13 protein-coding genes are annotated in these 16,388 nt (G+C 73.3%); 6 read left to right on the top strand and 7 right to left on the bottom strand.

Going from position 1 to position 16,388, the window contains the following annotated elements; genetic code table 11:
• Positions 1 to 2,160: a 4-alpha-glucanotransferase gene (gene malQ / locus ACFP6A_RS10775; protein ID WP_379603530.1), complete on the bottom strand. Its 2,160-nt coding sequence runs from the start codon at positions 2,158 to 2,160 to the stop codon at positions 1 to 3.
• A 70-nt stretch (positions 2,161 to 2,230) separates the two neighbouring features.
• On the opposite strand from malQ, the gene ACFP6A_RS10770 reads away from it, so the two are divergent.
• The 4 genes from ACFP6A_RS10770 (at position 2,231) to ACFP6A_RS10755 (ending at position 8,130) form a co-directional block, all read left to right on the top strand.
• The gene (locus tag ACFP6A_RS10770; protein ID WP_379603529.1) at positions 2,231 to 4,408 is read left to right on the top strand and encodes a prolyl oligopeptidase family protein; all 2,178 of its coding nucleotides are present in this window, start codon (positions 2,231 to 2,233) and stop codon (positions 4,406 to 4,408) included.
• Positions 4,409 to 4,420: 12 nt separating this feature from the next.
• The gene (locus tag ACFP6A_RS10765; RefSeq protein WP_379603528.1) at positions 4,421 to 5,629 is read left to right on the top strand and encodes a mechanosensitive ion channel family protein; all 1,209 of its coding nucleotides are present in this window, start codon (positions 4,421 to 4,423) and stop codon (positions 5,627 to 5,629) included.
• A 287-nt stretch (positions 5,630 to 5,916) separates the two neighbouring features.
• Entirely contained in the window at positions 5,917 to 6,411 is a 495-nt protein-coding gene (locus ACFP6A_RS10760; RefSeq protein WP_379603527.1) for a globin, read from the top strand.
• A 57-nt stretch (positions 6,412 to 6,468) separates the two neighbouring features.
• A complete protein-coding gene (locus tag ACFP6A_RS10755; protein ID WP_379603526.1) occupies positions 6,469 to 8,130 on the top strand; it encodes an alpha-amylase family glycosyl hydrolase in 1,662 nt (553 codons plus the stop codon).
• 18 nt (positions 8,131 to 8,148) lie between these two features.
• Here the strand turns inward: ACFP6A_RS10755 and ACFP6A_RS10750 are convergent, their stop codons facing one another.
• The 3 genes from ACFP6A_RS10750 to ACFP6A_RS10740 are packed head-to-tail and all read right to left on the bottom strand — an operon-like array spanning position 8,149 to position 9,849.
• Positions 8,149 to 8,670, bottom strand: coding sequence for a DinB family protein (locus tag ACFP6A_RS10750; protein WP_379603525.1), 522 nt, complete (start codon positions 8,668 to 8,670; stop codon positions 8,149 to 8,151).
• 40 nt (positions 8,671 to 8,710) lie between these two features.
• On the bottom strand, positions 8,711 to 9,382 hold the full coding sequence (locus ACFP6A_RS10745; protein ID WP_379603524.1) for a hypothetical protein: 672 nt from the start codon (positions 9,380 to 9,382) through the stop codon (positions 8,711 to 8,713).
• Entirely contained in the window at positions 9,379 to 9,849 is a 471-nt protein-coding gene (locus tag ACFP6A_RS10740; RefSeq protein WP_379603523.1) for an acyl-CoA thioesterase, read from the bottom strand. The genes ACFP6A_RS10745 and ACFP6A_RS10740 overlap by 4 nt, the downstream gene beginning before the upstream one ends.
• 129 nt (positions 9,850 to 9,978) lie before the next feature.
• Between ACFP6A_RS10740 and ACFP6A_RS10735 the strand changes: the two genes are divergently transcribed.
• Positions 9,979 to 11,055, top strand: coding sequence for a phosphotransferase family protein (locus ACFP6A_RS10735; RefSeq protein WP_379603522.1), 1,077 nt, complete (start codon positions 9,979 to 9,981; stop codon positions 11,053 to 11,055).
• A gap of 45 nt (positions 11,056 to 11,100) precedes the next feature.
• Positions 11,101 to 11,997, top strand: a complete 897-nt coding sequence (locus ACFP6A_RS10730) for an acyl-CoA thioesterase (RefSeq protein WP_379603521.1) — start codon at positions 11,101 to 11,103, stop codon at positions 11,995 to 11,997.
• A gap of 637 nt (positions 11,998 to 12,634) precedes the next feature.
• Here the strand turns inward: ACFP6A_RS10730 and ACFP6A_RS10725 are convergent.
• From ACFP6A_RS10725 to ssb, 3 genes are all read right to left on the bottom strand, one after another.
• Complete coding sequence (locus tag ACFP6A_RS10725; RefSeq protein ID WP_379603520.1) at positions 12,635 to 14,020, bottom strand: DUF2254 domain-containing protein; 1,386 nt, start codon at positions 14,018 to 14,020, stop codon at positions 12,635 to 12,637.
• A 25-nt stretch (positions 14,021 to 14,045) separates the two neighbouring features.
• Complete coding sequence (gene ettA, locus ACFP6A_RS10720; protein WP_379603519.1) at positions 14,046 to 15,728, bottom strand: energy-dependent translational throttle protein EttA; 1,683 nt, start codon at positions 15,726 to 15,728, stop codon at positions 14,046 to 14,048.
• A 76-nt stretch (positions 15,729 to 15,804) separates the two neighbouring features.
• Positions 15,805 to 16,347, bottom strand: a complete 543-nt coding sequence (gene ssb / locus ACFP6A_RS10715; RefSeq protein WP_379603518.1) for a single-stranded DNA-binding protein — start codon at positions 16,345 to 16,347, stop codon at positions 15,805 to 15,807.
• Positions 16,348 to 16,388 lie beyond the last annotated feature (41 nt).

The raw sequence follows: 16,388 nt of genomic DNA, 5'->3' as shown, positions 1-16,388 counted from the left end.
TCAGGAGCTGGACAGGCCCCGGTTCATCACCTCGGCCAGCGACAGCGCCCGGGGCCGGTTGCGCAGGTCCTCGAGCAGGACGACGGAGCCGGCCCCGTCGGCGAGCGGCATCCGCCAGTTCGGGTACTCCTCGTTGGTGCCCGGCTGGTTCTGGGTGCGCCGGTCGCCGACGGCGTCCGGCAGGGACACCCCGATCAGCCGGCTCGGGGTGAGGGTGAGGAACCGGTGCAGCGCCTCCACCCGCTCGCGCTCGATGGCGTCCTCGGGCAGCAGCCCGAGGCGGCGCAGCTGGTCCATCACCGCCTCCCGGTCAGCGGTGTCGACGGCCAGCTCCTCCGCCACCGGCCGGGTGAGCAGCCCCAGGCGCTCGCGCAGCTCGATGTGCTCGCCGGCGAGGTACCCGGCGGTCGGCGGCAGGTCGTGGGTGGTCACCGTGGCCAGGCACAGCTCACGCCACTGCCCCGGCTCCAGCGGACGGCCCTCGGCGTCCTTCTCGAACCACAGGATCGACGTGCCCAGCACGCCTCGCTCGCGCAGGTAGTCCCGCACCCACGGCTCGACGGTGCCGAGGTCCTCGCCGACGACGAAGGCACCGGCCCGGTAGGCCTCCAGGGCGAGGATGCCGACGAGGGCCTCGTGGTCGTAGCGGACGTACGTGCCTGCCGCCGGGCCCTGACCGTCCGGCACCCACCACAGCCGGAACAGACCGATGATGTGGTCGACCCGGATGCCGCCGGCGTGCCGCAGCACGGTGCGCAGCATGTCCCGGTACGGGGCGTACCCGGCCTCGGCGAGCGCGTCCGGCCGCCACGGGGGCTGGCTCCAGTCCTGTCCTACCTGGTTGAAGGCGTCCGGCGGGGCGCCGACCGTGACGGCCTCGGCCAGGACGCCCTTGAGCGACCAGGCGTCGGCACCCTCGGGATGCACCCCGACGGCGAGGTCGTGGACGACGCCGAAGGCCATCCCGGCGCGCCGGGCCGTGCGCTGGGCCGCCTCCAGCTGGGAGTCCGCGACCCACTGCAGCCACTTGTGGAACGTCGTCCGCTCGGCGAGGTCGCTGCGCAGCCCGGCGAGCAGCTCCGAGTCCCGGTCGTGCGCCTCCGGCGGCCACGTGGACGCCGGCAGGCCGAAGTGCTCGGCGAGCGCCGACCAGAACGCGAAGTCCTCCAGACCCTGCCCCTCCCGGGCGCAGAACGCCTCGAAGTCCGCCTGCCGGGCCGGACTGCGCCCGGCCCGGTACACGGTCTCCAACGCGGTCCGCTTGGCGGCCCACACGGCGTCCCGGTCCAGGCCGCCGGGGTCGGTGTTCCGTGCCCGCAGCTCCTCGGCCTGCCACTCGACCAGTGCGCGGTCCGCCGAGGGCAGGTACGCGGTCTCCCGCACGTCCTCCACCCGGATGTAGACCGGGTTCACGAAGCGACGGGTGGTCGGCAGGTAGGGGCTCGGCTCCATCCGGCCGACCGGCTCGGCGGCGTGCAACGGGTTGACCAGGACGAAGTCCGCCCCGAGGTCGCGTCCCCCCCAGTCGGCGAGCTCGGCGAGGTCGGCGAGGTCGCCCAGCCCCCACGACAGCGTGGAGCGCACCGAGTACAGCTGCGCCATCAGACCCCAGCGGCGGCGCTCTCGCAGCGCCTCCGGCAGCTCGAGCCGGTCGGGGGTGACGACCAGGGGGCACGTCGCCGTCCGGGTGGGCGACTCGGCCCGCAGGACGTGCCAGCCGAGCGGGAGGTCCGCGGGCACCTCGAAGGTCGCCTCGCCGACGAGGGCGCCGTCCACCGCGCGGGGGTCGACCCACCGGTCCTGCTGCTCGAGGTCACGGCGGCGGCCGTCCTCGAGGACGACGTGCAACCGGGCCGGTTCGCCGTGCGGCACGTGCACCGGCACCCACGGGCGCCGTCCTTGCCGGACGACGACCACCGGCGGCAGCGTCCGGCGCCAGGGCGCCAGCTCGACGTCCTCGAGGGCTGCCTCGACGGCCTGCTCGGTGGACGCGTCGACGTCCAGGGCGCGCAGGACGGCGGTGATGGTCGCGGCGGGCACCGGGACGTGCTGGCCCCGCCAGTCCCAGAACTCGGTGGCCACCCCGTGGGCCCGGGCCAGCTCGACCAGCCGGGCTGAGGGGATGTCGCCGACCGCGGGGCCGCTCGGTGTGTCGCTCACGCGCGGGGATCCTGCCAGACCAGGGCCGGTGACGCGGTGGCAGCGCCCCGCCTGGCTACCCTCGGGCCCCATGTCCGCTGCCGCGCCGTCCACCCGGCCCACCGGGTATCCCGTCGCCGAACGGCTCGACCTCGTCGAGACGCTTCCGCGCACCGCCCCCACCCACCGGGTCGCCGACCCCTACCGGTGGCTGGAGGACCCGCAGGACCCGCGCACCGTCGCCTGGTCCGCGGCGCAGGACGAGCTGTTCGCCGAGCACCGCGCCCGGTGGCCGGGCCGCGAGCGGGTCGCGGCCCGCGTCCGCGAGCTGCTCGGCGCCGGCAGCATCGGGCCGCCGGTGTGGCGGGGCCAGCGCCGGTTCGTCATGCGCCGCCGCGGCGACCAGGAGCACGGCGTCCTGCTGGTCGTCGAGCCGGACGGCGCGGGGGGCGAGCGCGAGCGGGTGCTCGTCGACCCGATGGCGGTCGACCCGTCCGGCGCCACCACCCTCGACGCGTGGCAGCCGAGCAAGGAGGGCGACCGACTCGCCTACCAGCTGTCGGCGGGGGGCACGGAGGAGAGCGTGCTGCACGTCCTCGACGTCGCGACCGGCGAGCTGCTCGACGGTCCCGTCGACCGGGCCCGGTACTCGCCGGTGGCGTGGCTGCCGGGTGGGGAACGGTTCTACTACGTCCGCCGGGTGGACCCCGACCTGGTGCCCCCGGAGGAGCGGCAGTACCACCGCCGGGTGTGGCTGCACACCGTCGGGACCGACCCCGCCCAGGACGTCGAGGTGTTCGGCGCGGGGCGCCCGATGACCTCCTACTACGGGGTGAGCGTCTCCCTCGACGGCCGCTGGCTTGTCGTCAGCGCCTCCGAGGGCACCGCCCCGCGCACCGACGTCTGGCTGGCCGACCTCACGGCGACCGGAGCGGAGCGGCCCGCGCTCGTCGAGGTCGCCGTCGGCCTGGACGCCCAGACCTCGGCGCACGTCGGACGCGACGGCCGGCTGTACGTCGCCACCGACCTGGACGCCCCGCGAGGCCGGCTGGCCGTCGCCGACCCCACCCGCCCCGGCCGGGACGGCTGGCGGGACCTACTGCCCGAGCGCGCGGACGCCGTCCTGGAGGACTACGCGGTGCTCGACGGCCCGGAGCTCGGCGACGCCCCGCTGCTCGTCGCCGCGTGGACCCGGCACGCCGTCTCGGAGCTGACCGTGCACGACCTGGCGACCGGTGAGCGGCGCGGCGAGATCCCGCTGCCGGGACTGGGCACCGTCGGCGGGCTGCTCTCGCGGCCCGAGGGAGGCCACGAGCTGTGGTTCACCTGGACCGACCACACGACGCTCCCGCACGTGCACCGCTGGGACGCCCGCACCGGCGAGGTGTCGCTGTGGGCGGCCCCGCCCGGCGAGGTCAGCGACGTCCCGACGACGGTGTCCCAGCAGGTGGAGGTGACCAGCGCGGACGGCACGACGGTGCGGATGTTCGTCATCGCCCGAGCGGACCTCCTCGACGACGACGGCCGGCCGCGCCGGCCGGCGCCCACGATCCTGTACGGCTACGGCGGCTTCGGCGTCTCCCTCACGCCGGGGTACTCGGCGACCGCACTGGCCTGGGTGGAGGCGGGCGGGGTGTACGCCGTGGCGAACCTGCGGGGCGGGGCCGAGGAGGGCGAGGACTGGCACCGCGACGGGATGATGGCGGCCAAGCAGCACACCTTCGACGACTTCCACGCCTGCGCCGACGCCCTCGTCGCCGGCGGCTGGACGACGCCCCGCCAGCTCGCCGTCTCGGGCGGCTCCAACGGCGGCCTGCTCGTCGGCGCCGCGCTCACCCAGCGGCCGGACGCCTACGCGGCCGTGCTGTGCGCCGCCCCGCTGCTGGACATGGTGCGCTACCAGCTGCACGGCCTGGGGGTGACCTGGAGCGAGGAGTACGGGGACGCCGAGGACCCCGAGCAGCTCGGGTGGCTGCTCGGGTACTCCCCCTACCACCACGTCCGTGACGGGGTGCGCTACCCGGCGACGCTGTTCACCGTGTTCGACGGCGACACCCGGGTGGACCCGCTGCACGCCCGCAAGCTCGCGGCCGCGCTCCAGCACGCCACCAGCGCCCCGGTGGACGAGGCGCCGGTGCTGGTCCGCCGGGAGAAGGACGTCGGGCACGGCGCCCGGGCGGTGTCGCGCACCGTCGACCTCGTCGCCGACACCCTCGCCTTCGCGGCGTTCCACACCGGCCTGGACCTCGGCGGCCCGGCAGCCGGTTAGGGTCGAGGACCGATGCACTCCTCGTTCACGCCTGCCCTGGCGGCGTCGGCCTCGCCCGCGACCGGGCCGAGCGTCCCGCCGTCCGTGGAGCCGTCGCCCACGCCGACCGAGACGGGCGGGCTGCTCGAACGGGTCGACCCGGAGAGCACGCCCTGCCGGGTCGAGGACGGGTCGTTCTGCGGCGTCCTGTACGACTGGACGGGCAACCAGGACCTGTCCCGCTGGGTGTCCGGCATCCTCGGCACGCTGGCGAGCATCCTGCTCATCGTCCTGGTCGGGCTGGTGCTGCGCTGGCTGCTGCACCGGGGCATCACCCGGCTCACGGACCGGATCGTGGAGGGGGCGACGGCACCCGGCGGCGCGCCGCAGCGGGGTCGGTCCGGCCGGCGGAGCTCGGCGACGGCGCTGCTGGAGTCCCCACTGACCGGCGAGCGCCGGGTGCAGCGGGCCCAGACGATCGGGTCGGTGCTCAAGAGCATCAGCACCGGCGTGGTCGGAGTCGTCGTCGTGCTCATGGTGCTCTCCGAGCTCAGCATCAACGTCGGTCCGCTGATCGCCGGCGCCGGCATCGTCGGGGTCGCCCTGGGGTTCGGCTCCCAGACCCTCGTCAAGGACTTCCTCTCCGGCATGTTCATGATCGTCGAGGACCAGTACGGGGTCGGCGACGTCGTCGACGTCGGTGAGGCCAACGGCACCGTCGAGGCCGTCGGCCTTCGGGTGACCCGCCTGCGGGACGTCTCCGGCACGGTCTGGTACGTGCCCAACGGGGAGATCCTGCGGGTCGGCAACATGTCCCAGGGCTGGGCCCGCGCCGTCCTCGACGTGGCCGTTGCCTACGGCGAGGACGTCGGCCGGGTGCAGGACCTGCTGCGCCAGGTGGGTGCCGAACTCGCCGCGGACGCCGACTGGGGCCCACTCGTGCTGGAGGAGCCGGAGGTCTGGGGCGTCGAGGCGCTGGCCGCCGACTCCGTCGTGGTACGGCTCGTCGTCAAGACGGCGCCGCTGCAGCAGTGGGGGGTCGCCCGGGAGCTACGCCGCCGGATCAAGGCCCGTTTCGACCGGGAGGGGATCGAGATCCCGTTCCCGCAGCGGACCGTCTGGATGCGGACGCAGGACGACGGACGGCGTGGCGGCAGCGAGCAGGAGCGCCACGAGCAGCCCCCTGGCGGGGAGTCCAAGGTCGCCCAGGAGATCGAGCCCCGCAACGACTCCGGCCTCTGACCTCCTCCCCCCTTTTCCCCCCGCCCCGTGATCATGCAATCCCGCCACCCCGCATGACCCACCCGTGATCATGCAATCCCGCCACCCCGACCCCCTTTGCCGCAGAATGCTGGATCCGTCGCACCTTTGCCGGCGTGTTGCGCCACCAACCCAGCATTCTGCGAACGGACGGACGGTGGTGCGGGTGGCGGGATTGCATGATCACGACGGGGGGAGTCTTGACTGATCACGGGGGGGACGTGGGTGGGGGCTGTGACGAGGGTGCGGCGAGGGCGGACAATGAGGCCGTGACTCACCCCACCCACCGGCCCACCGACGCCGCCCGACCCGAGGAGGCCACCGACCGGCCCAGTGACGCCGTCCGGCCCGAGGAGCCTGCTCACCGGCCCCAGGACCCTCCCCCCCGGCAGCAGACGTTCTACGAGGCGGTCGGCGGGCACGAGACGTTCGTCCGGCTCGTCGACCGGTTCTACCAGGGCGTGGCCGCCGACCCGGTGCTGCGAGCGATGTATCCCGAGGAGGACCTCGCGCCGGCCGCCGAACGACTGCGCATGTTCCTCGAGCAGTACTGGGGCGGGCCGACGACGTACAGCGAACGACGCGGGCACCCGCGGCTGCGGATGCGGCACGCGCCGTTCGTCGTCGACGCCGACGCACGGGACCGATGGCTACGGCACATGCGCGTCGCCGTTGACGAGCTCGGACTCCCCCCGCTGTACGAGTCGATGCTGTGGGACTACCTGGAGCGTGCGGCCCACAGCATGGTCAACCGGCTCGGCTGAAACCCCTTCCACGAAGCGCAAGGAGTTGCGAGTACCCCGGGGCCGCTGCCTAGGCTCGTGGCCGTGACCCCCGAGCCGCGCCAGTGGTGGCGATCCGCCGTCATCTACCAGATCTACCCCCGCTCCTTCGCCGACGCCGACGGGGACGGCGTCGGGGACCTGCCAGGGATCACGAGCCGGCTCGGTCACCTCGCCGAGCTGGGCGTGGACGCCGTGTGGCTGAGCCCGTTCTACGTCTCCCCCCAGGCGGACGCCGGCTACGACGTGGCCGACTACCGCGACGTCGACCCGGTGTTCGGCGAGCTCTCCGACGCCGACGCCCTCCTGGCCCGCGCCCACGAGCTGGGGATCCGCGTCATCGTCGACCTGGTGCCCAACCACACCTCGGACGAGCACCCGTGGTTCCGCGCCGCGCTGGCAGCCGGACCGGGCAGCCCCGAGCGGGCTCGGTACATCTTCCGGGACGGGCGCGGACCGGACGGCGCCCTGCCGCCGAACGACTGGCGGTCGGTGTTCGGCGGCGACGCGTGGACCCGGGTGATCGAGACCGACGGCCGACCCGGCCAGTGGTACCTGCACCTGTTCGACACCAAGCAGCCGGACCTGGACTGGACGTGCGGCGACGTGTGGGCCGAGATGGAGGACGTGCTGCGGTTCTGGCTGGACCGCGGCGTCGACGGCTTCCGGGTGGACGTCGCGCACGGACTGGTCAAGGCCCCGGGCCTGCCGGACTGGGACCACGACCAGGAGATGATCGAGGGCGCGAACGCCGACGGCGAGCGTCCGCCGATGTGGGACCAGGACGGCGTCCACGACGTCTACCGCTCCTGGCGCAAGGTCCTCGACGGGTACGACGGCGACCGGATGCTCGTCGCCGAGGCCTGGGTGGCACCGGCGGACCGACTGGCGCGCTACGTCCGGCCGGACGAGATGCACCAGGCCTTCAACTTCGACTTCCTCGTCGCCCCGTGGCGCGCGGCGGACCTGCGCCGGGTGGTGGCGGAGTCCCTCGCCGAGATGGGGTCCGTCGGTGCCCCGACGACGTGGGTGCTGAGCAACCACGACGTCGTCCGGCACGCCTCCCGCCTCGGCCTGCCGGTCGGGACGCCGCGCCCGCACGGGATCGCCGCGCAGGACCCTCAGCCGGACGCCGAGCTCGGCCTGCGCCGGGCCCGCGCCGCCACCCTGCTCATGCTCGCCCTGCCCGGGTCGGCGTACCTGTACCAGGGTGAGGAGCTCGGGCTGCCCGACCACACGACGATGCCGCACGACGTCCGCCAGGACCCGGCCTTCCACCGCACCGGCGGCGAGGAGATCGGTCGCGACGGCTGCCGGGTGCCGCTTCCGTGGCAGCACGACGCACCGGCCTACGGCTTCTCCCCGACCGGCCGCAGCTGGCTGCCGCAGCCGCCGGAGTTCGCCGGCTACGCGCTGGACCGCCAGCGCGGTGTGCCGGGGTCGACGTACGAGATGTACCGCGCCGCGCTTCGGCTGCGCCGCGAGCTCGGACTCGGTAGCGGTGACCTGACCTGGACCGAGGCCGGTCCGGACGTCGTGGCCTTCGCCAACGCCCCCGCGCTCGTCGTGACGAACCTCGGCGAGGAGCCGGTGTCGCTGCCGGCAGGTGCGGAGGTGCTGCTCGTCTCCGGAGACCTGGTCGCCGGCCCGGACGGCCGGCCCGCGGTGCCGACCGACGTCACCGCGTGGGTGCGCGCCTGACGCCCCGCGACAGCCGTCTCACTCCCGGCGCCGCCGCAGCAGGTGACCGCGCAGGAACGCGGCCTGGCCGGCGTGCTCGAGGTCGTCGTCCACGACGCTGACCAGCCGGACGCCGAGGGTGACCGGCGGGTCCCAGGAGGTGTCGACCACCCGGTCGAGGTCGGCGTCGCCGAGCCCACTGAGGTAGCGCACGCTCGCCGCGTGGACCGCCTCGTGGTAGCCGGCGAGGAGGTCCGGGTCGCTCACCCGGACGGCGGCCACCTGCTCGGGAGTGTGCCCGTAGCCGATGTCGGCGGGGTCGAGCGGCAGCTCGAAGCGCCCGACCCAGCCCTGCGCCGTCCACACCTGCTCGGTGCCGGCGACCGCGGCGACGTGGTCGTCCTGGACGCGGGTGAGGTGCCAGACCAGCCAGCCGACCGTGTTCGCCTCGGGGTCGATCCGGAGGGCGAGCTCGTCGGGCGTCAGGTCCGCGAGCGTAGCGAGGGTGCGCTCGCGCACCCGGCCGAAGAGGTCGACGAGAAGGTCCGCTGTGGTGGCCACCGCCCCAGCCTGCCGCACCGGCCCGCTGAGGCGAAAGGACTCAGGTCCCGAGCGGCCGGCGGGTCAGCACGTGCCCGGCGCTGGTGCTCAGCCGCCGCCAGGGCCCGGCGGCGCGGACGGCGACCGGCTCGCCGGTGAGGAAGCCCAGGGACTCGGCGGCGAAGGCCGCACCGGCCGGCACATCGGCGCCGGCAGGCAGCGCGGCCAGGGTGGTCGGCCGCGACCACACCCGCGCCCGCAGCCGGCTCACCGCGGGCGCGCCGGCGACGTCCGGGGCACCGGCCGCCACCTCGGTGACTCCCTGGCGGGCGACCTCGCGCAAGGCGGCGGCCGGCACGTCGGCCACCGGGGCCCACCCGCCGCGGGGCGGCGCCACACCGGCCCACGCGACCCCGGACAGCTGGGTCGGGGGCACGGCGAGGACGGGTGCGGCGGCCTCCCGCGCGAGTCGGTCGGTCAGAGCCGCGAGCTCGACGACGACGTCCAGCTCGCGAGGCTCGGACAGGGCGAAGACCCGAAGACCGAGGACGTCGACGCCGCCGCCTCCGTGCACGGGGGACACGTAGACGGCGAGGACGTCACCGTCGGCGCGCAGCCGGGCCGCGCCGTCCGGGTCGACGAACTTGGCCCGTCCGAGGAAGGTCTCCAGGTCGCTCCAGGACTCCTCGTCCACCAGGGGCAGCGTCCCGGGGCGGTCGTGCTCGTCGGTCACCGGCCGCCCCGCTCCTGGGTCCGCCGACGGCGCAGGTCGACCGGCGCGTCGCGCAGCCGCTCCAACCGGGCCCGCTCGCCGTCGGTGAGCCGGCGCGGCCGGCCCTGCGTGAGGTCGTAGACGACGAGCGTGGACTCCGCGCGGGCGTAGACCACCGGGGCGCCGTCACCGTCGGAGTCGTCGAGCACCTCATACCCCATGTCGAAGCTGGCCCCCTTGATGTCGGTGACCCACAGGTCGATGCGGATCGGCTCGGGTCGCCAGTGCAGCGGAGCCAGGTAGTCGATCTCGTGGCGGACGACGAGGACACCGTTGTCGAGCATGCTCCCGCCGTCGTCGCTGTCGTGCCCGTGGAACGCCAGGACGCGCGCGTCCTCGAGCAGCCGCAGGAACGCGACGTTGTTGACGTGGCGGTAGGCGTCCATGTCCGACCAGCGCAGGGCCATCGGGAAGTGCAAGCGAGGCATGGCCCCATGCTGCCCCATGCCGTGCTGCCCCATGCCGTGCTGCCCCATCCCGTGCTGCCCCATGCCGTGCTGCCCCATCCCGTGCTGGCTGATCCGACGAGTCACGCCGCGCGGCGGTAGCGTCGCGCCGTGGTCCCCTCGACGACGCACCCGGACGCCCAGCCGCCCGAGCTCGACCTGCCCGCGCTGCGCGACTGGCTGCGCGCCCAGGGGCTTGCCTCCGGCGAGCCCCGGGTCCAGCGGGTCAGCGGCGGACGCACCCACGTCACGTTCCTGCTCGACGTCGACGACCACGAGTGGGTGCTGCGCCGCCCGCTGCCGGGGCACGTGACTCCGCGTGCCCACGGCGTCGCCTTCGAGTACCGGGTGCTCAGTGCGCTGGCGGGCGGACCGGTGCCGGTCCCCCGGCCCGTCGCGCTGTGCACGGACCCGACGGTGACCGGGGCCCCTTTCCTGCTCACCGAGCGGGTTCCGGGCCTCGTCGTCCGAACCCGTGCGGACCTCGCCCGGCTGTCCCCTACCGAGCGCCGCACTGTCGCCCTGGCCATGGTCGACGTCCTGGCCGACCTGCACACCGTCGACCCGGACGCCGTCGGGCTGGGCGACCTGGCTCGCGGGGACGGCCACCTCGGCCGGTACCTGCGCCGGCTCGGGCAGCAGCTGGACCGCCACCGCAGCCGGGCCGTGCCGGGCATCGACGTGCTGCGGGTGCGACTGGCCGGGTCCGTGCCGGCGCCGTCCGCGTCGCCTGCCCGCCACGGCATCGTCCACGGTGACTACCGCCTCGACAACCTCGTCCTGGACGACGCGACCCTCGCCGTCCGGGCGGTGCTGGACTGGGAGCTCGCGACCGTGGGCGACCCGCTCGCGGACGTAGGCCTCCTGCTGGCGGCCACCGAGGGGGTCACCGCGTCGACCGGCTCGGCGGTCGTGGGCAACGGGTTCGGGCTCGCCGCCGCCCCCGGGTTCCCGCCCGCGGACGAGCTCGCGCAGCGGTACGCCGCCCGGACCGGGCTCGACGAGAGAGACCTGGCCGCGCTGCGCTGGGCGACAGCGTGCGGGTACTTCCGCATCGCCGTCGCCCTCGAGGAGCTGCGCACCTCCGGTGAGCCAGGACGGCGCCCGGACGCGGACCTGGTCCGGGGCGTGGTGGAGGCCGGCCTGACCACCCTGGATCAGATGGGGGCCCGGCAACCCCGTGAGTGACCCCCCGCCATACTGCGCGGGGCACGGACGGCGACGAGGAGGCCGGTGACGGTGACGGACGGTGGGCAGAAGACCCGGGACCCCTTTGAGGAGCTGCTCTCGGTGCTCGAGTTGCGCCCGGAGGGTCTCGACGACCGCGGGCAGGACCTCTTCGTCGGCGAGAGCCAGCAGCAGCCGCACGGCCGTGTGTTCGGCGGGCAGGTCCTCGGCCAGACCGTGGTCGCCGCCGGGCGGACCGTGCCGCAAGGGCGGCAGCTGCACTCCATGCACGGCTACTTCCTGCGACCGGGTGACGCCATGGCGCCGATCACCTTCGCCGTGGAGCGGCTGCGTGACGGTCGCTCGTTCAGCGCCCGCCGGGTGCACGCCATCCAGTTCGGCAAGCCGATCCTGTCGATGATCGCCTCGTTCCAGGAGCCCGCGGAAGGGCTGGACCACCAGGACGAGATGCCCGCCGGCGTGCCCGACCCGGAGTCACTGCCGTCGGCCCGCGAGCTGCTGGGGCACATCGACCACCCGATGGCCCAGGGCTGGGCGCTGCGCCGGCCCATCGACATCCGGCACGTGGACCAGCCGCTGTACCTCAAGGGAGACAGCTCCCGTCAGGCGCGCCAGGCGGTGTGGATGCGGGCCAACGGCCGGCTGCCCGCCGACGACCTGGTGAACCGCGCGGTGCTGGCGTACGCGAGCGACTACACGCTGCTGGAGGTCGTGCTGCGCCGGCACGGGATCGCCTGGACCCAGCCGGGACTGCGGATGGCCAGCCTGGACCACGCGATGTGGTGGCACCGGCCGGTGCGCGCCGACGAGTGGCTGCTGTTCGTCCAGGGCACGCCCTCGGCGTCCGGGGCCCGCGGGCTCGGGATCGCGAGGGTGTTCGACACCGACGGCGTCCTCGTCGCCTCGATCGCCCAGGAGGGCATGATCCGCGTCCCCCGGTGACCACTCGAACCCCCGTCGTGATCATGCAATCCCGCCACCCCACGCGCCCCACCCGTGATCATGCAATCCCGCCACCCCGCGCGCCCCACCCGTGATCATGCTATCCCGCCACCCCGCACGCCCCACCCGTGATCATGCAATCCCGCCACCCCGCATGAGTGACGAGATGACCTGAACCTCTCACGACCTTTGCAAGGCCGCGTCGGACGATGGCAGCCGTCGCGGCGTCCCGGGGCCCCTTCTGATCCGTCCCGAGCCACCGCCGCAAGACACCGCGAGACGCCGCACGACAAGGAGCGGGTGGGCGCCTTGGTGCGGCGCGTCGTGAACGGTGGCAGCCGGGGTGGCGAACTGCGTGGACCCCTGATCACCGCTGGTGGCCATGGCAGCCCACGTCGGGTCAGGCGTCCCGACCACAGAATGCTGCGCTCGGCACGGCTTGGCCGGCGTGTCGCGCCACCAACCCAGCATTCTGTGAGCCGGACGGTGAGCAAGTGGGTGGCGGGATTGCATGATCACGGCCGGGGGGCTGGGCGGATCACACGCAACGTGGGTGGCGGGATTGCATGATCACGAAGAGGGTTTTCGACTGGTCACGAAGAGGGTTTTCGACTGGTCACGAAGAGGTTCTGACTGATCACGAAGAGGGGCGTGTCGGCCGGCCAGGGTCAACGGACGTCTGGCTGGGGGCCGTGATGACTCGGGTCACCCGGTCGGCGTGGTCGGCGAACACCTTCACGTCGTGCTCCTGGTGACCGGCCCGTTCGAACGCCTCACGCAGCAGGCCGACCTGGGTCAGCAACCGGGCCCGCAGCTCACGGTGACGGGCGTGCCCCGCCAGCCGCTCCACCAGCTGGAGCGCCGCGTGCATGACCGCCGGCGCGTCCGCCGCGTACCACCGCATGTTGTCGAGCACAGTGCTGACCAGGTCCACCACCGACGAGCGCGGCGCGTGCACCCGCAGCACGCCGTCGTCGTCGTACCGGGCGGCGGAGGGCAGCTCCCTCGCCGCCAGCAGTGTCAGTCCGGCGGCGAGGTCGTCGAGGGCGTTCACGGCGGTGAACGGATCGTTCGTGCCGGGAGACAACGCCCGCACCGCCATCTCGGTCAGCTGCTGGACGGCGAACGCGACGTCCTGGTAGGGGCTGCGAGCATCGGCGACGACGACAGCCGAGCGCACCGCGGCTTGCAGGTCCACGCCGTGCCGCTGCGGCGGGTACACGATGGCGAGCGGGGTGTCGTCCAGGACGTACCGGCCGGGCTCGGTCCGCAACGCAATGAGGACGTCGTGCTCGCACGCCGCGGCGAGAAGGGCCTCTTCCCGAACCGACTGGACGTAGCCCGGTCGCCCAGCGGTGACCGGTGCGCCCTCCTCGTCGAGACGGTCCGGCAGGTCTGCCTCGGCGTCGGCATCGTCGAGGACGCGCTGGTCGTGCCCGATCCCGGTCGGGTAGAGCCGCTCGACGGTGCTGCGCAGGTCGGTGCGAACCTGCCGGGCCAGAGTGGCGATCTGGATCGAGTCGCTGATGTGGTGGATGAAGTAGACGAGCACCCCGACGTTGAGAACGGCGAGCAGCACGGCCCCGTTCACGGCCAGGTGCGGCACGAACACCTCGGCCTCCTGGTCGCCAGGGTCCCCGATGACCCGGATCGAGCGGAGCACGAGCAGGCTGTAGAGGAACGTCGCGACGAAAACCCCCAGCACGACCTGGTTGCCCCGGTCGGCCATGAAGTTGCGCACCAGACGTGGGCCGTAGCTCGACGAGGTGAGCGCGAGCACGGCCATCGTGATGGAGAACGTCGTCCCGGCGACCGCCAGGCTGGAGCTCGCTACCGCACCGAGGATGTCCCGGCTGCCGTTCTCCCCCACCCGAAACAGCAGGACGCCGAGCCACGAGGGGATGACGGCGTCCTCGAGGACGCGGTCGAGAGCCACCAGCCCCTGGGCGAGCACGAACGCCGCGAGGGAGAGGACGGTGGGCACGAACCAGAAGCGCTCCTGCAGGCGCTGCAGCACGTTCACGGCGGCAGCGTGGCAGATAGGCCCCTCAGTCGCGCGTCAGCTTGCGGTACGTCACCCGGTGCGGGCGCGCCGCATCCGGCCCCAGCCGCTCGACCTTGTTCTCCTCGTAGGCCTGGAAGTTGCCCTCGAACCAGTACCACGAACCGGGGTTCTGCTCTGTGCCCTCCCAGGCGAGGATGTGGGTGGCCACCCGGTCGAGGAACCACCGGTCGTGGGAGATGACGACGGCGCAGCCGGGGAACTCCAGCAGCGCGTTCTCCAGCGAACCGAGGGTCTCGATGTCGAGGTCGTTGGTCGGCTCGTCCAGGAGCAGGAGGTTCCCGCCCTCCTTGAGCGTCAGCGCGAGATTGAGCCGGTTGCGCTCGCCGCCGGACAGGACGCCGGCCGGCTTCTGCTGGTCCGGACCCTTGAACCCGAACTGGGAGACGTAGGCGCGCGAGGGGATCTCGACGTTGCCGACCTTGATGTAGTCGAGGCCGTCGGAAACCACCTCCCAGAGCGTCTTGCGCGGGTCGAGGCCAGCACGGCTCTGGTCGACGTAGGAGATCTTGACGGTGTCGCCGATCCGCACGGTGCCGGCGTCAGGCTCCTCGAGGCCGACGATGGTCTTGAACAGAGTCGTCTTGCCGACGCCGTTGGGGCCGATGACGCCGACGATGCCGTTGCGGGGCAACGAGAACGACAGGCCGTCGATGAGCACCCGGTCGCCGAAGCCCTTGCGCAGGTCCTGCACCTCGATCACCAGGCTGCCGAGCCGCGGCCCCGGCGGGATCTGGATCTCCTCGAAGTCGAGCTTGCGGGTCCGCTCCGCCTCGGCCGCCATCTCCTCGTAGCGCTGGAGGCGGGCCTTGGACTTGGCCTGCCGGCCCTTGGCGTTCTGGCGCACCCACTCCAGCTCGCTGGCGAGGCGCTTGGCGAGCTTGGCGTCCTTCTTGCCCTGCACCTGGAGTCGTTCCCTCTTCTTCTCCAGGTAGGTGGAGTAGTTGCCCTCGTACGGGTAGAGCCGGCCGCGGTCGACCTCGGCGATCCACTGGGCGACGTTGTCGAGGAAGTACCGGTCGTGGGTGACGGCGATGACTGCGCCGGGGTACCCGGCGAGGTGCTGCTCGAGCCAGGTCACGCTCTCGGCGTCCAGGTGGTTGGTCGGCTCGTCGAGCAGCAGCAGGTCGGGCTTGCTGAGCAGCAGCTTGCACAGGGCCACACGGCGCCGCTCGCCACCGGACAGGACCGTGACGTCGGCGTCCGGCGGCGGGCAGCGCAGCGCGTCCATCGCCTGCTCGAGCTGGGAGTCCAGGTCCCACGCGTCGGCGTGGTCGAGCGCCTCCTGCAGCTCTCCCATCTCGGCGAGCAGGGAGTCGTAGTCGGCGTCCGGCTCGGTCATGAGCTGCGAGATCTCGTTGAACCGGTCCAGCTTGGCCTTGATCTCCCCGACGCCCTCCTCGACGTTTCCGAGCACGGTCTTGTCCTCGTTGAGCGGCGGTTCCTGCTCGAGGATCCCCACGCTGTACCCGGGCGACAGCCTGGCCTCACCGTTCGACGGCTGGTCCATCCCCGCCATGATCTTGAGGATCGTCGACTTCCCGGCGCCGTTCGGCCCGACCATGCCGATCTTGGCGCCGGGGTAGAACGACATCGTGACGTCGTCAAGGATCACCTTGTCGCCGTGGGCCTTGCGCGCCTTGTACATCGTGTAGATGAACTCCGCCATGCCTTCAGGCTAGTGGCCGGGTCGGGGTGCCCCGTCCGCGCCGACGCCCCGGCGGCACACCCCGACCGCCTCGCGCTCACACCCGGACGGCCTCCCCGGCCTCCCGTCCGCCGGAGGAGCGCAGCCCGCTGCCGGCACCGTCGTCGGTACCGTCCTCCGTACCGTCCTCGGTGCGGTCGTCGAGGATCTCGCCGTCGGCCGACACCCGCAGCCCGGTCTCCGGGTCCCGGCCCCCGGGCAGGTCCAGGCGCTCGCTGCGGACCACCCGCTCAAAGGTCGAGGTGCCCCAGGCCAGGTCGTGGCCGACCGCCTGGGCCTCCACCTCCACGGAGGTGCCCGAGCGCCCGTCCTCGGTCTCCCACGGGACGACCTGAGGTCGGCCGACCACGACCACCCGCTCGCCGCGACGCAACGAGTGCGCGACGTTTGCGGCCAGACCTCGCCAGCAGGTGACCCGCCACCAGCTCGTCGGCCCGTCCACCCACTGGCCGGTGGCCCGGTCGTACCGGCGCCGCGTCGACCCGACCCGGAAGTTGGCCACCTCGATCCCGTTGTCGAGCCTGCGGTACTCCGGGTTCGCCCCGAGGTTGCCCACGATGACCACGGTGTTGTCCAGCACGTTGCGTCCTCCTCGCCCCCGCACCCTGCGGGTCCGGGACA

The organism is Quadrisphaera sp. GCM10027208 (genome assembly GCF_042658805.1).
In the GTDB taxonomy this organism is placed as follows: domain Bacteria; phylum Actinomycetota; class Actinomycetes; order Actinomycetales; family SCSIO-59966; genus SCSIO-59966.
This window is presented reverse-complemented; position numbering and strand designations above follow the sequence as displayed.

What these genes read in the sequence shown, in the direction of transcription:
- ACFP6A_RS10770 (WP_379603529.1), top strand. Translation starts at nt 2,231, where the DNA reads ATGTCCGCTGCCGCGCCGTCCACCCGGCCCACCGGGTATCCCGTCGCC.
- ACFP6A_RS10740 (WP_379603523.1), bottom strand. Translation starts at nt 9,849, where the DNA reads ATGCCTCGCTTGCACTTCCCGATGGCCCTGCGCTGGTCGGACATGGAC.
- ACFP6A_RS10765 (WP_379603528.1), top strand. Translation starts at nt 4,421, where the DNA reads ATGCACTCCTCGTTCACGCCTGCCCTGGCGGCGTCGGCCTCGCCCGCG.
- ettA (WP_379603519.1), bottom strand. Translation starts at nt 15,728, where the DNA reads ATGGCGGAGTTCATCTACACGATGTACAAGGCGCGCAAGGCCCACGGC.